Below are 13,932 nucleotides of genomic sequence, written 5' to 3'. Positions count from 1 at the left end.
GGGAATAGTAAGTACAACTTCGCACGAAGGAGTGTACATATTGCTCGTTTTTTTATGTAATGTATCGTTCTTTTTTATTTTATTTTTAATGTCACTTAAGTTATTGGGGAAATCCGCGCTAGCACAACTAACCCCTCATGATTTTGGCGCTATTATTTTTTTATCTTATTTAGCCTTTCAAGCAATACCAGTTGACGGTGCTTTACAAGCATTTTTCGGCATGGTTACCATTACATGCTTACATCTACTTCTTACAAAACTAAGCTTATTCAATAAATTAAATCGCTTTATTCTTGGGCATCCCATTATTTTAATAAAACATGGGGATATTATTTTTGAGAACTTAAAGAAAAGTAGATACCCGATTGCCGAATTACTCTCAAACCTCCGAGTAGCAGGATATCCAAGTGTTCATGAAATTGAATATGCAATTTTAGAATCAAATGGATCTATAAGTATTTTGCCAAAGAGAGAACTCGTACCATTGACTCCAAAAGATATGAATATAGATGTTAAGTATGCAGGGTTACCAATCGCTCTTATCGTTGATTCACAAATTCAATACGATAACTTAAAATTAATCCATAAAAATGAAAAGTGGTTACATGCAGAGTTAATGGAGAAAGGCGTTACAAATATTAAAAATGTGGCCTTCGCTTCTGTTCAGGAGACAGATGGATCTTTTGCGATTAGTTTAAAAGAATAAAAAAATCCCCTTAACTTGTTCAAGGGGATTTTCTTCACTATATTGCTTCTTTCTTTCCTGCCAAGTTTAATGGAACAGGATGTTTCATACGATTCATCGTAAATACAATGATTGCTGTCAATATTTCCGCTACTGGCATAACGAGCCAAATTCCATTTACACCAAATAATTTCGGCATAATCCATAACAATGGAATAATAAATAGTAAACCACGGCTCAAAATAATAAGAACTGATTTTGTCGTTTGTCGCACTGATTGGAAATACTCTCCATACACAATGTTATAGCCTAAAAATACATATTGGATAAAGAATAAACTAATACCTGTTAACGTTAACTCCAATAGTTCTGGGGATTGAACATCAAACAAACCAATTATATATTTCCCGAAGAATAAACCGACAACAATTGCTACGCCTCCGAGTACAACTGCAGTTTTTACAGCTAACCGTAATCCTTCACGCAGTCTTTCTGGTAAATTTGCACCATAGTGGAAACTAGCAATAGGTTGTAATGCGGCTCCAACACCGAAGAACAATAATAATGTCATTGCATGAATACTATTGACCATCGCATAAGAAGCGACACCTACTTCTCCTGCATATTGAACAAAAGCGATATTAAAACCAACCGTTACAATCGCTACTGTAATCTCAGTTGTAAAACTTGGGAAACCAATCACCATAATTTGTTTAACCGTATCCCATTCAAAATGGAATTTCGTCCACTTTAAAACACTACTTTTTCTAAAGAAGTGAGTTAATAATACAAGGAAACCAATTGCCGCCGAAAGAATAGTTGCTGAGGCAGCACCTGTTACGCCCCATCCAAAGATAAAGATAAAGATATAGTCAAAGATAATATTCAATACAGCTGTTACGACAAGACCTGCCATTGCTAAATTAGGATTTCCGTCATTTCGTATAAATGTGCTTAAAATATTTTCTAAAACGTATATCATTCCAAATGTTAATAACACTTGTAAATAGTCTAACGCATATGGCAAAATCACTTCATTTGCACCGAATAGATATGCTATATCTTCTATTCTCCATAAGCAAATAGCCGCTAAAACACCTACGATAATAACTGCCACTGTCATAGATTGAGTAAAAATAGACCTTGCTCTTTCCAGTTTATTTTCCCCTAGTGCAATGGAATATAGCGTTGCTCCGCCCATTCCAATCCATAATGAAATAGAAAAGAAAATTGAAAACGCTGGAATAGCTACGTTTACTCCAGCCAAACCGTTCGCTCCAACTCCTCTACTAATCATGACCGCATCAATCACAATATTAACCGACATTAATACCATCCCAAGAACAGCTGGTATTAAATAAGTGATAAATAAACTTTTAATAGGTTTTTCTCTTAATTTTTCTGTTGTTTCCATCATATAAATGCTCCTTTTTCAATGCTCTGTTCACAGTTTAAACCTTCAAGTTACTTGAAGGTCAATAGAGAATCGAAAAATATATAAGCCTATTTTTTAACAACAGGTATTTGAATTTCCGTTACTTGCTCCTTCGGGTTTTCTGTTACAGACCAATCAATTAACGCAAGCTCAAGCGCATCTCCGCATACTTCGTATCCTTCGTTATCAATATGCTTTAATAATTTCGTATACGTTGCGTCTGTTTCTTCATATGGTCCATGGTGATAAGAACAAGCAAATATCCCTTCTTTTATTTCATCTGAGGTATGCAATTGAAAAGGCATGTAATCCAATAAAATAAACACACTGTTATATGCTTGAAACTCATTTTGAAGTAATGCTTTTTTGGAAACTGTTACACCGATATCTCCAGAAAATAAACTATTATCAATTTGCTTCATATTTTTTTGTAGCGAATGGATATAATATTCAAACATATCATCCGTTGTATTTGGTGCAACTGCAATCGCTGTTATTTTTCGCTTCGGTATCGTTTTATAAATAATTTGATTCGCTTCTGATTCCGTCGCTTTCTTCATTAAATGGATTTTATGTTCCATTTTTGCCAAAACATACTCGATTTCTCTTTGCTTTTTCAGCATCATTTCTTGTTGTTTTTCAAGTAAATTCAGCGCATAAGACGGATTTCGTTCATCAATATATTTCTTTATTTCCTTTAACGGGATATTCAATTGGCGTAAAAATTTAATCGTGTCTAATAGTGAAAACTGATCAATTGTGTAATAGCGATAATTCGTTTGCGGGTCCACAATTGACGGATGAAAAATCCCTTTCTCATCATAATAACGTAATGTAGATTCCGCTATATTATGCATTTTTGCCATTTCCCCAATTGTAAAACGTTTATTTAATAACATATGCCCTTCTCCAATTCATTAAAAATGTAGCCTTATTTCTTCTTATTATATAGTGATTCCCTCCATACCTAAATCGAATCCTATCATGAAAATCTGCTATTTTTTCATTGATTTTTAGTAAATTTTATTATATATTAATTACAGGTTCAAATTACAAGTTCAAAAGAACTTGTAATCAGACCCTTTGTTTAATGGTTTTTTACATATTTTCATTAGGCAAATTCCGAGAAATCGTATGATAAAACTAAAAATGATGAGGAGAGGATTAGATGGAATTCGAATTTTTCTTTCAAATTGCACTTATTTTATTAAGTACAAAGCTCGCTGGTGACCTTAGTGTTAGATTAGGTCAACCTTCTGTACTGGGTAAATTAATTGTCGGTATCGTTATCGGTCCAGCTTTATTAGGTTGGATTGAGAATTCAGAACTTCTAACGCAATTAAGTAATGTCGGGGTTATTCTTTTAATGTTTATGGCTGGACTTGAAACAGACTTAAAAGAATTAAATGAAAACCGTAATTCTTCTTTAGCAGTCGCAATTGGAGGTATCGTTCTTCCATTTGTAGGTGGTTACGTTGCCGGTCTTGTTATGGGCATGGAACAAGGGAACGCTGTCTTTTTAGGATTACTTCTATGTGCGACAAGTGTTAGTATTTCCGTTCAAACACTTCGCGATTTAGGTAAGATGAAAACACGTGAAAGTACAACAATGCTTGGAGCAGCTGTATTTGATGACATTCTGGTTGTTATTTTATTAGCATTCGCAATGAGCTTCTTAGGTACAGATGATGTGAATTTAACAATGGTTATCTTGAAGAAAGTAGTATTCTTTGCTTCTATTATTTTAATCGGATGGAAAGGTGTTCCAGCGATTATGCGTTGGTTATCACCACTACGCGTATCTGAGTCTATCGTTAGCGCAGCACTTATCATCTGTTTCTCATTCGCATATTTCGGCGAACTATTAGGAATTGCTGGTATTATCGGTGCTTTCGCAGCTGGTATCGCTATTTCTCAAACGAACTACAAACATGAAGTAGAAAAGAAAGTAGAACCAATCGCTTATGCTATGTTCGTACCAGTATTCTTCGTTAGCATCGGTATGAATATTACATTTGACGGTATTGGTGATCAAATTTGGTTCATTTTAGCATTAACAGTAATCGCTGTATTCACAAAACTAATCGGTTGTGGATTCGGTGCACGAATGACTGGATTTGATGCAAAGTCTTCTGCAATTATCGGTGCTGGTATGGTTTCTCGTGGTGAAGTTGCACTTATCATCGCAGGAACAGGACTTTCTTCTGGCCTATTAGCACAAGATTACTTTACAGCAATCGTTATTGTCGTTATTTTAACTACGATGATTACACCACCAATGTTAAAATACACTTTTGGTGCAAAAGATACAGCAATGAAAGCAAGTAAATAAGTTTACTATAATAAAAGGAGATTGCTATCTTATAAGATAGCAATCTCCTTTTTCGTTTCACCTTTAAACACTCTCATTCGTCTTTAACCATTTTTCAAAAATAGTTCGTGCTTCTTCATCATCGATATCATCACGAAATGAATATACTTTTATGCCATAGTCATCTATATATTCCCCAAGTTTCATTTCCTCCACCTTTTTATAAAAATCGTCTGCCTCATATTTTGGAATATAAGCATCCCAAACTGGCTCATTTATTCTTTTGTACGCTGTCACTTCTAAATCATATCCGTCTTCATAATATCCGATGTGATAATGTTTGTTAGGATCATATTTCTCCATTAAAAGCTCCTCCTAGTAAACAAAAGCGAGCCTTATATTACAGCTCGCTCCTCTCGTTCTATTTATTAAATACGTTCCATCGCTGTCTTCAACGTTCCAACAACAAAAGCAATTTCTTCACTTGAAATAACAAGTGGCGGTGCTAATGTTAAAACGTTATTATACCCCGCTGTTGTCATACCGTTACGCCCAATAATAAGTCCTTTTTCTTTACAAGCATTTACAACACTTGCAATTTTGTCGTTATCAATTGGTTCTTTCGTCGCTTTATCATTTACTAGTTCGATTCCAACTAATAACCCTTTCCCTCTAATATTACCAACAAGCGGATGTTCCCCAATTTCTTCTTTTAATTGATTTAATAAAAGTGAACCCATTTGGGCAGAGCGCTCAATTAAATTTTCATTTTCCATAATCTCTAAGTTTTTAAGCGCTAATGCACAAGCCGCTGGATTTCCACCAAATGTATTAATATGACGGAAGAATTCATATTCTCCTGTTCCTTTAAATGCCTCATAAATTTCTTTTTTCACAGCTGTTGCTGATAATGGTAAGTATGCGCTCGTAATACCTTTTGCCATCGTAACGATATCAGGCTTAACGTCATAATTCATAAATCCAAATGCTTTTCCTGTACGCCCGAAACCACAAATAACTTCATCGCTAATAAGTAACGAACCGTGTTTTTGACACGTTTCATGAACAGCTTTCATATAGTCTTGTGGCGGCATTAAAATACCTCCACCTGTAATAATTGGCTCCATAATAAATCCCGCTATTGTTTCGCTTAATTCCCATGTCATAACACGATCTACTTCTTTTACGCATTCTACATCATAAATATTTTGCGATTCCATTTCTGGCATGCGGTAACAATCTGGAGGCGTTACATGTAAAAACCCTGACGCAAATGGCTCATATTGGTATCTACGCTGTGCTTGTCCAGTCGCTGCCATCGTTGCCATTGTGTTTCCGTGATAACCACGATAACGTGACATAAATTTATAACGATGCGGTTCACCTTTTTGAGCATAATATTGTCTTGCTATTTTAAAAGCTGTTTCATTCGCTTCTGATCCACTATTAGAGAAGAATATAACATACTCTCCACCAAGCCACTCGTTTAACTTTTCAGCGAGCTTAATTGCTGGCTCATGTGATTGTGACATCGGAAAGTATGATAATGTTTGCAATTGCTTATAAGCTGCCTCTGCGAGCTCTTTTCTTCCGTATCCACTATTCACACACCAAAGACCACTCATACCGTCTAAGTATCTTTTTCCTTGTATATCTTCAACCCAGCACCCTTCTGCTTTTGCCCCTACCATTGTACTACTTGGGCTAAAAGGACGCATTCCGTGCCAAACATATTGCTCATCTTTTGCTAATAATTCATCGGTTTGTTTTGTCTTCATCATTTCTTCCACCTTCCATAACAACTTATTTTTCACAAAGCTGCGCTGGTGCCATGATGAGTTAAATTTCTCCCTGCCTATTTTCATTCCACAAACACAAGACAAATCCTACCAAAAATAAAGTAATATTTATCCCGCATTAACGGGCAGTAAAACTCCCACCCAAAAATTCAGCTGGAGCAAAGAAGTTAGGTAGGAGATTAACTGCCCATAAACGCCCGATTGGTGAAGGCTAATAATCAGTGTGGGGGGATGAACAATCCCCCACACTGATTAAAGTTTCACTTTATAAGAAAATGCCAAAAGAAATAGAAGCTTTTCTTATATTTCGAAAAGCTCCTATTTTTTTAATGTGAAGAAGCATCACTAATACCATGACCAGTATTAGATTTCACAAGAATTTCATCAAACTTTGCTGCATCTTCTTTCTTACTAGAGAAAACAGTTCCTAAATATGCTGCAAGGAATCCAAGCGGAATAGAAACAATTCCAGGTGTCGTATATGGGAATATCGCCTCTCCAACAAATATAGCTTTCCCTACCACAGGATTCCAAACGTTTGGACTTAACCCAACAAGAACAATTGCTGATACAAGACCAACAATCATACCACAAATTGCACCCGTTGTATTAAAACGCTTCCAATATATTGTAAATAATATAACTGGTAAATTTGCACTCGCTGCAACTGCAAATGCTAGTGATACTAAAAATGCTACGTTTAATGTTTGCGCAAATAAAGCAAGTATAATAGATACTATCGCTACTCCAATAGACGCATAACGAGCCATTGAAACTTGCTCTTTTTCCGTTGATTTTCCTTTGCGAATAATCTCGTTATAAAAATCATGAGCAAATGCGGAAGCCGCTGTTAATACAAGACCTGCTACTACAGCTAAAATTGTTGCAAAAGCAATCGCCGATACGAATGCGAATAAGAAATCTCCACCTAATGCTTTAGCTAATAAAGGTGCTGCCATATTACCGGCTGGATTTGCTTGAATAATTGCCTCATTCCCTACAAACGCCGCCGCACCAAATCCTAAGAAAATCGTCATAATATAAAATGCACCAATTAACCACGTAGCGTACACAACTGATTGACGTGCAGTTTTTGCATCACGTACTGTGAAAAAGCGGACAAGAATATGCGGTAATCCTGCCGTACCAAGAACTAGTCCTAAATTTAAAGAAAGTGTATCCAGACCATCTTTATACTTTACTCCTGGATTTAAAAACGATTCCTTCAATGGAGTAGCTGTTTTCATTTGAGCGAACATTTCTGTCACACTGAAATTAAATTTGGAGAAAACGATAACAGAAATAATAAATGTACCTGCCATAAGTAGTACAGCCTTTACAATTTGTACCCAACTTGTAGCAGTCATACCTCCAAAAATAACGTAAACTGTCATTAGTGTACCAACGATTAAAACAGATGTCGTATATTCAATTCCTAATAATAATTTAATAAGTGCACCCGCACCAACTAATTGTGCAATCATATAAAAAATCGAAATCGTCATCGTATTAAGTGCTGCAATACCACGAACCTTTTTCGCATCAAAACGCGCCGCAATCATATCCGCTAACGTATACTTCCCTAAATTTCTAAGCGGTTCTGCAACTAGGTATAATACAACTAAGTAAGCAACTAAGAAACCTATACTATAAAAGAACCCATCAAATCCTGTTAAAGCTATCGCTCCGGCGATGCCAAGAAATGACGCAGCAGACATGTAATCCCCGGCAATCGCCAGGCCATTTTGCCAGCCAGTTAATCCCCCTCCAGCCGTATAAAATTCACTCGCATTTTTCGTTTTTTTCGATGCGAAATAAGTTATAACAAGTGTACCAAGGACGATAATTAAAAATAGCGCAAAGGCGGTTGTATTCAAAGTCAGCCCCTCCCTTGTTGCATATCTTGCAGAATTTTTCGCGAGATTTCATCAAAGGATTCTGCTTTTTTGCTATAAATCATACATAATGCCCATGTCATTATAAATTGCGCAAAAGCAAATACCCACGCCCATGTAACATCACCAAATACCGGTGTATTAAGCACCTTTGAATACGATGTTAAAATAGGTAATGTAATAAAAAAACTTAAAAAGAAAATACTCATCGGAATGATAAACTTCTTTTTCGTATTTAATAACAATTGAAACTCTTCCGACTGAACAACTTCTGTATAATTCACCTCATTTTGTAACTTACGTGCTGACGTATCATCTCGTTTCATTCTCTGGTCCCCTCTCTTAACTTAAAATACAATTTCTCCTTGCATACCTAAAGACTGAATTTTATAAATATTTAGAAACTTATTTTCATTTTAGACAATCCGTACATTCCTGCAAAGATTTTTCGATAGACATTTTTCGTCATTTTCTCCTAAATTTTCAATATACTTTTTCAACATAAAATTTGATTGATTCGATTAAACTTTTATTCCCGTTAAAACAGAATAAAGTGAAACTTTAATCAGCGTGGGGGGGTTACGGGCAGCACGACTCCCACCTAACTTCTTCGTATTCGCCGAATTTTGAGGTGGGAGTCTTACTGCTCGCAAATAGAGGGATAAAAAAAGTAGTGCTTATCGCACTACTTCTGTCTTTGTCTCCTTTTCTAAATTACGAGCTGTTTCGCTTAATTCAACGTCTTTTCCATCTTTAAGCGTTCCAAATATAAAATCGAATACTGGATTTGAAACACCAAACCAAAACTTTTCATTTTTATAATGGTGTAATATATGCTGTTTTTTTAGCCATCTTCCAAACTTAGTGAAGGGACGAATCGGCTTATGTGCAATATAATGTTTCCATTCATAAACGAGGAGCATGATAATCATTCCGATTCCGAATGAAAGTGTAACAGTAACACTTTTTGTAATACCATATGATATAAGTAAATAGATAGTAAAGCTAGGTATACTAAACCATACAGGCAAAAATAAAAGTTTTAAATCATCTGGATAGACGTGATGATCATAATGTAATCTTCTTAACATTTTTAATAAAAGTCCGTTTTTAGGCGGCTTTAAATGGAATAAAAAACGATGTGTCATATATTCGTTAAGCGTATAAAAAACAATCCCCAACACACACGCTAACATACCGATCCATGTAAAAAATTGCATTTTTAAAATAATGATAAAAATTAATAGAACACTATACATAATAACAATATCATGTTGCAAAAAGAACTCCTTTACCACTCTCTTCATCTTTCTTCCCCCTTCTCCACAAAAACAGCCGCAACATATCGTTACGACTATTTCTTTTCTATTTTATTCTTATTCTATTCACTTTACAAATTTGCCTGCTGTTCTATTGTCGAGAAAAAAGTGTTCGGACCAAATATATTTTGCTTTGGGATAATGTGTTCTACTGCAAACACTGTTACTTCACCCCTTTGTACTTCTCCAATAATAAGCCCAAATACTTCATGGTTTACCGCAAACGTTGGTTGTTTCGTTTGCAGCAACCTTGCTGCATTTTTAAATACCGCTTCATATAGTGGATTCCTATCAGTAATTTCTTTTCGGATTTTTGGTGCTAAAGTGATGATAATTTCTTTTCCGTCAATAGTGGTTCGATACATAAAAATCTCCCCTTCAATCTTATATGAACAACTGTAAAGCTTTGTATGCAAAATGGATAGAATATCCTACTAAAATAATACCTGCTCCGGCTGTAATATAGCCAAGTGCTTTTTGCTTTAATAAAGTTCTTCCGAAATGTACAGAAAAAGCAATATTTAAGTTCCACAAAATAATACCAACAATAATGCAAAGACTGTACAAAAAAGCTTCTTGTTTCGTTACTTTTGTAAGCAAAGAGCTAAGTGTACTTCCGTATATGCCAAACCAAAAAACGAGATTTAATGGATTGGATATCGCGATAAAAAATCCTGCCATAAAAGATTGTTTAAGTCCACCTATCTCTTCTTGTTTATATTCCATATTAGAGTGAGAAATTCCTTGTTTCACACTTTGAAACCCTAAATAAAACAACAAGAAAAACCCAGTGCAATACATAAAAGCTTGTACATATGTATACATAAACACAGAAGATAAACCGAAATAAATAAGAAGCATAAACAAAATATCAGCAGTCATTCCTCCAATTCCAACAATCCATGCATGCCAAAATCCACGTTCAATTCCCCTTTTTAACATTTCAATATTAATCGGACCTACAGGCGCAGCTAATGAAATACCTAATACTATTTGTTGTATAATTGCTCCAAACATCGCTCTATCCTTTCTACTTCTTTTACTATTAAGTAATGATGTAAATATAGAAAATAGACTAGCTTTCATAAAAATTATTCACTAATACAGTACCCTTTTTTATCCAAAATATACAAAAGAGCCATCCTGTTGATGGCTCTTATTTCTCTACTCTATGATGAAAAGGACATTTACCTTTAATCGGCTCAATATCATCCCCTATGAAATATTGTTTCCATTCACGATGATTAGGATCGCCGTAGTGACTAATGTTAGGGTGTTTCGGCAACTGATCCCACTTTTCAACTCGTTCACGGACCATTTGTCTTGAATACGACCCTTTAGGACGATCTCCTTCTAAGCCATCGAAAATAGTTCGTGGCTGGAATCCAATAACGAGAGAATTTCCTAAATGCCTAGTCTTTCGCTGTTTATAAGCTGGCGCATTCCCAAATGCAAATATTGGTTCACCACCAAATGAAAATTCCCATAAATAATGCTCTGGATTTTTCGGGATTTGCTTTGGCCATAATTGATTATCTTGTTCATGTAAATATTGTAGTACTTTCCAAAAATAATCTCGATAATATTCGATTGATTTTTCTTCACATTCCGGTTCCACAAAAAGAAAAAATCCCCTTCTTACAATCGGCCGCTCTCTCATTAACTCTAAAAAAGATAACATTGTATTGGGTAAATGCCCCCAATCATTATGAGAGAGAAATGAATAACGAAGTTCATTCTTTTTCAAAGCTGTTAAACCGAAATAACATGGAAAAGTTGGTTCTAACACGACACTCGAAAAATTTTGAAATTCTTTTGCAACCCAATTCGGTATGTCGCCTCTATTTTTCATTCCTTCATTATCTAATAAATAAGACTCATCCATTCTTTCACCTCATTATGTACAGCATTCACTTAAGAATATTACATACTCGGCTTGTCCTATACCTTTTTAAAAATTCGAGAAAAAGTTATTTAAAAATACAAAAATTTCAAAGCGCTTACTTGACTAAATTCTACCAATTCGTGTATATTTAAATTAATCATTTAGCAGAATATTCGAGAAAATAGCATTTTTTATTTATATTATTTTTTAAAATGAATTTCACTAAATGAAAAAAGGAATCGTTTTTAGGAGGAATTGTGACATGCAAGGAAAAGTAAAATGGTTTAACAATGAAAAAGGTTTTGGATTTATCGAAATGGAAGGCTCTGAAGATGTATTCGTACATTTCTCTGCTATTCAAAGCGACGGCTACAAAGCTTTAGAGGAAGGTCAAGAAGTATCTTTCGACATTACTGAAGGAAACCGTGGACCTCAAGCTGCTAACGTAGCAAAACTTTAATCCCACATATGACAGGAGGTTACCTTACTTGGTAACCTCCTTTGTTATTCCTTTGTATATTTCCGTTTTACAGAGCAAAAACTATGTGAAATGCGCAAAATCCAAAGGAGGCAATAACAATGGGGTCACATGTAAATGATTTTGAAGAAGTAAAATTCCGTGTAGAAACTGCACAAAAAATGGTAGGTTCTGCAACAATTTCAATGGATCCAGACACATTAGAGCATGCCACTACTGCAGTAGAATCGGCTCGTTCTCAGCTTGAAGTCATGAAATCCGTTGCAACAGATTTAGATGAGCCATTTCTAATGAATGAAGAAAAAAAATTAAGTAAATGCGAGCATCAATTACACGAAGCGAAGCACTAAAAAAACATCCAGAGAAAATTCTCTGGATGTTTTTTATGACAATTGCTCCCCATACTTTTTCAACTTCTCTCCAACCGTACATTGCCGTATACAAAAAGAATGGGCATAGTATTTACTATGATTTTTCCGATTATGTTCCTGCAGGAAGCACCCTCCGCAATACGTTTCTAATAAGTCATTTACCTCTGTAATGAGTTGCTTCTTCTTCACGTGTGCACCTCTCTATTCGGTTATTTCTTTATGACTATCAATTGTCGTCCCTTCTAATGCTTGCGCTGCTAATTGATGTGCCTCTTTATTTTGTTTTCTAGATATCGGTTCACAAACAAGTTTTAATTTCATTTGCTTCGCTTTTTGTTCAATTTGGTCTAAGTAATGATTTAAATGTTCATCATAGCAAGGCCATTCACCAGCTAATTGCTGCAGTACAACTTGAGAATCTCCACGAAGTGTAACCGCTTCATATTTAATTCCTAATTCTTCGAGTGTATTCACCCCGTATAATAATGCTGCATACTCCGCTTCGTTATTATCATATATGCCTTCTATGTATGCATTGCGACGAATTCGGTAATTTGTATTTCCTTTTTTATAGTATACACATATACCCACCCCAGCTTCTTTCGTCTGTACATCATAACCACCATCAAAATAAACTTGAATTTCTTGCGGATCTTCCTCCACTTGCTTACTCAGTTTTTTCATTTCTTTTAATGACCATTCCGCGTCCATTTCATCGTAAAATAAAAGTTCTTTCACCCTACCTGTTTTCTCAAAATCCTCCGCAAATTGAAGCACTTCTTCTATGTTCATATAATCTGTTGCTAATTCAGTTTGTAAACCACGCTTCGTTTTATACAACCAATGTATTTTATATTTCATACTAGATTCCCCTTTTATAAGACTTCTTATATTTATCCGACTAATTAAAGCCTCACTTTATTTTATTATATTTTATCAAGAGTCACAGTATTATATACAATTTAATCACATACAAAAAGAGCCATCCTAAGTAAGGACAGCTCTTTCATCTATTGCATAAATCTTTCAAATTGCACTCGCTTATTAATCCAGTACATTACAGGCATACCAATCGCCATTACAACAAATTCACCAACTGCACATGTTAGCCATGTCAATAAAAATGGCAGGTCAAATGCAAGATGAAGTTCAATTGCTATCATAAACATTGTAATTGTAAAGATAACTGTATTAAAAATCATGCGAGCCCAAACACCTTTAATGAAGCGCATAGAAATAATAGTTGCAAGTAGTGCAAGAATTGATTGCCCTACTCCAAATACTAAATCATAAGCGATCATAGGTGAGAAAAAGAGATTCGTTAAAAATACACCTAATACAATCCCGTAAATTGCTTTCTTATTGAAGACAACGAGATGATTAAACATCTCTGAAATACGAAACTGTACATTCGTAAAGCCAAATGGCTGAATAAGCATAGAAACAGCAATATATAATGCCGCTAAAATACCATTACCGACTAATATTCTTATATTCATGACAAAATCTCCTTAGTTTTTTTACGTGGGATGGTTTCGAACCACGTTATTCGTTTTTAAGCAACAAGATTATATTTTACGCAATAGGTACTCTTTCGTCAATAGATTCCTATCATTTACTACCTTTTTTCTTTTAGACAACGTATAATAAAGTAAAACTTTAATCAGCGGGGGTTTTGTCCATCCCCCACTGATTATTAGCCCGTACCAATCGGGTTTTTACGGACAGTTAATACGGGATAAAACATATGAAAG

The 13,932-nt window shown here is 35.1% G+C and carries 17 protein-coding genes and 1 riboswitch; of the genes, 4 read left to right on the top strand and 13 right to left on the bottom strand.

Translation table 11 applies throughout. The features are described from left to right. Positions 1–40: 40 nt before the first annotated feature. Complete coding sequence (locus NSQ47_RS02965; protein ID WP_341036046.1) at positions 41–706, top strand: DUF421 domain-containing protein; 666 nt, start codon at positions 41–43, stop codon at positions 704–706. A 37-nt stretch (positions 707–743) separates the two neighbouring features. Here the strand turns inward: NSQ47_RS02965 and NSQ47_RS02960 are convergent, their stop codons facing one another. Both NSQ47_RS02960 and NSQ47_RS02955 read right to left on the bottom strand, forming a co-directional pair. Next, positions 744–2,099: an MATE family efflux transporter gene (locus NSQ47_RS02960; protein ID WP_088098964.1), complete on the bottom strand. Its 1,356-nt coding sequence runs from the start codon at positions 2,097–2,099 to the stop codon at positions 744–746. A gap of 89 nt (positions 2,100–2,188) precedes the next feature. After that, positions 2,189–3,019 (bottom strand): MerR family transcriptional regulator, encoded by an 831-nt coding sequence (locus NSQ47_RS02955; RefSeq protein ID WP_341036045.1) that lies wholly within the window; start codon positions 3,017–3,019, stop codon positions 2,189–2,191. Between the two features lie 269 nt (positions 3,020–3,288). Between NSQ47_RS02955 and NSQ47_RS02950 the strand changes: the two genes are divergently transcribed. Beyond that, positions 3,289–4,452, top strand: coding sequence for a cation:proton antiporter (locus tag NSQ47_RS02950; protein WP_341036044.1), 1,164 nt, complete (start codon positions 3,289–3,291; stop codon positions 4,450–4,452). A 63-nt stretch (positions 4,453–4,515) separates the two neighbouring features. Here the strand turns inward: NSQ47_RS02950 and NSQ47_RS02945 are convergent, their stop codons facing one another. The 8 genes from NSQ47_RS02945 to NSQ47_RS02910 all read right to left on the bottom strand — a co-directional run bounded on the left by NSQ47_RS02945 (position 4,516) and on the right by NSQ47_RS02910 (position 11,329). Further along, positions 4,516–4,794: a DUF3986 family protein gene (locus NSQ47_RS02945; protein ID WP_340822918.1), complete on the bottom strand. Its 279-nt coding sequence runs from the start codon at positions 4,792–4,794 to the stop codon at positions 4,516–4,518. Positions 4,795–4,859: 65 nt separating this feature from the next. Further along, positions 4,860–6,209, bottom strand: coding sequence for an aspartate aminotransferase family protein (locus NSQ47_RS02940; RefSeq protein ID WP_002158515.1), 1,350 nt, complete (start codon positions 6,207–6,209; stop codon positions 4,860–4,862). A 347-nt stretch (positions 6,210–6,556) separates the two neighbouring features. After that, positions 6,557–8,107 carry a solute symporter family protein gene (locus NSQ47_RS02935; RefSeq protein ID WP_002201091.1) on the bottom strand — a complete coding sequence of 517 codons (1,551 nt, stop codon included), beginning with the start codon at positions 8,105–8,107 and terminating at the stop codon, positions 6,557–6,559. Between the two features lie 2 nt (positions 8,108–8,109). Then, complete coding sequence (locus NSQ47_RS02930) at positions 8,110–8,451, bottom strand: DUF485 domain-containing protein (protein WP_002158517.1); 342 nt, start codon at positions 8,449–8,451, stop codon at positions 8,110–8,112. 351 nt (positions 8,452–8,802) lie between these two features. Continuing rightward, complete coding sequence (locus tag NSQ47_RS02925) at positions 8,803–9,432, bottom strand: sterol desaturase family protein (protein ID WP_341036043.1); 630 nt, start codon at positions 9,430–9,432, stop codon at positions 8,803–8,805. A gap of 83 nt (positions 9,433–9,515) precedes the next feature. After that, the gene (locus tag NSQ47_RS02920) at positions 9,516–9,809 is read right to left on the bottom strand and encodes a hypothetical protein (protein WP_002011898.1); all 294 of its coding nucleotides are present in this window, start codon (positions 9,807–9,809) and stop codon (positions 9,516–9,518) included. A 19-nt stretch (positions 9,810–9,828) separates the two neighbouring features. Beyond that, the gene (locus NSQ47_RS02915) at positions 9,829–10,461 is read right to left on the bottom strand and encodes a LysE family transporter (protein ID WP_016104364.1); all 633 of its coding nucleotides are present in this window, start codon (positions 10,459–10,461) and stop codon (positions 9,829–9,831) included. 139 nt (positions 10,462–10,600) lie between these two features. Beyond that, positions 10,601–11,329, bottom strand: coding sequence for a YqcI/YcgG family protein (locus NSQ47_RS02910; protein ID WP_002158520.1), 729 nt, complete (start codon positions 11,327–11,329; stop codon positions 10,601–10,603). Between the two features lie 262 nt (positions 11,330–11,591). Here NSQ47_RS02910 and cspB point away from each other — a divergent pair, with 262 nt between their 5' ends. Further along, complete coding sequence (gene cspB / locus NSQ47_RS02905; RefSeq protein WP_002011904.1) at positions 11,592–11,789, top strand: cold shock-like protein CspB; 198 nt, start codon at positions 11,592–11,594, stop codon at positions 11,787–11,789. A 119-nt stretch (positions 11,790–11,908) separates the two neighbouring features. Continuing rightward, positions 11,909–12,157, top strand: coding sequence for a DUF2564 family protein (locus tag NSQ47_RS02900; protein ID WP_002158521.1), 249 nt, complete (start codon positions 11,909–11,911; stop codon positions 12,155–12,157). 33 nt (positions 12,158–12,190) lie between these two features. On the opposite strand, the gene NSQ47_RS02895 is transcribed toward NSQ47_RS02900, so the two are convergent. From NSQ47_RS02895 to NSQ47_RS02885, 3 genes are all read right to left on the bottom strand, one after another. Then, entirely contained in the window at positions 12,191–12,367 is a 177-nt protein-coding gene (locus NSQ47_RS02895) for a zinc-finger domain-containing protein (protein WP_002011906.1), read from the bottom strand. Between the two features lie 12 nt (positions 12,368–12,379). Next, complete coding sequence (locus NSQ47_RS02890; protein ID WP_341036042.1) at positions 12,380–13,039, bottom strand: ribonuclease H family protein; 660 nt, start codon at positions 13,037–13,039, stop codon at positions 12,380–12,382. Between the two features lie 149 nt (positions 13,040–13,188). Next, positions 13,189–13,677, bottom strand: coding sequence for a QueT transporter family protein (locus NSQ47_RS02885; protein WP_341036041.1), 489 nt, complete (start codon positions 13,675–13,677; stop codon positions 13,189–13,191). Positions 13,678–13,683: 6 nt separating this feature from the next. Further along, positions 13,684–13,728: riboswitch (PreQ1 riboswitch) on the bottom strand. Positions 13,729–13,932: the final 204 nt, after the last annotated feature.

It is taken from the genome of Bacillus sp. FSL R10-2780 (assembly GCF_038006125.1).
Lineage (GTDB): Bacteria > Bacillota > Bacilli > Bacillales > Bacillaceae_G > Bacillus_A > Bacillus_A cereus_U.
Note: the sequence above shows the minus strand (reverse complement) of the source record. Positions and strands in the feature narration are given on the sequence as shown.

Coding starts and splice junctions, on each gene's coding strand:
- NSQ47_RS02960 (WP_088098964.1), bottom strand. CDS start 2,099: ATGGAAACAACAGAAAAATTAAGAGAAAAACCTATTAAAAGTTTATTT.
- NSQ47_RS02955 (WP_341036045.1), bottom strand. CDS start 3,019: ATGTTATTAAATAAACGTTTTACAATTGGGGAAATGGCAAAAATGCAT.
- NSQ47_RS02950 (WP_341036044.1), top strand. CDS start 3,289: ATGGAATTCGAATTTTTCTTTCAAATTGCACTTATTTTATTAAGTACA.
- NSQ47_RS02945 (WP_340822918.1), bottom strand. CDS start 4,794: ATGGAGAAATATGATCCTAACAAACATTATCACATCGGATATTATGAA.
- NSQ47_RS02940 (WP_002158515.1), bottom strand. CDS start 6,209: ATGAAGACAAAACAAACCGATGAATTATTAGCAAAAGATGAGCAATAT.
- NSQ47_RS02930 (WP_002158517.1), bottom strand. CDS start 8,451: ATGAAACGAGATGATACGTCAGCACGTAAGTTACAAAATGAGGTGAAT.
- NSQ47_RS02925 (WP_341036043.1), bottom strand. CDS start 9,432: ATGAAGAGAGTGGTAAAGGAGTTCTTTTTGCAACATGATATTGTTATT.
- NSQ47_RS02920 (WP_002011898.1), bottom strand. CDS start 9,809: ATGTATCGAACCACTATTGACGGAAAAGAAATTATCATCACTTTAGCA.
- NSQ47_RS02915 (WP_016104364.1), bottom strand. CDS start 10,461: ATGTTTGGAGCAATTATACAACAAATAGTATTAGGTATTTCATTAGCT.
- NSQ47_RS02910 (WP_002158520.1), bottom strand. CDS start 11,329: ATGGATGAGTCTTATTTATTAGATAATGAAGGAATGAAAAATAGAGGC.
- cspB (WP_002011904.1), top strand. CDS start 11,592: ATGCAAGGAAAAGTAAAATGGTTTAACAATGAAAAAGGTTTTGGATTT.
- NSQ47_RS02900 (WP_002158521.1), top strand. CDS start 11,909: ATGGGGTCACATGTAAATGATTTTGAAGAAGTAAAATTCCGTGTAGAA.
- NSQ47_RS02890 (WP_341036042.1), bottom strand. CDS start 13,039: ATGAAATATAAAATACATTGGTTGTATAAAACGAAGCGTGGTTTACAA.
- NSQ47_RS02885 (WP_341036041.1), bottom strand. CDS start 13,677: ATGAATATAAGAATATTAGTCGGTAATGGTATTTTAGCGGCATTATAT.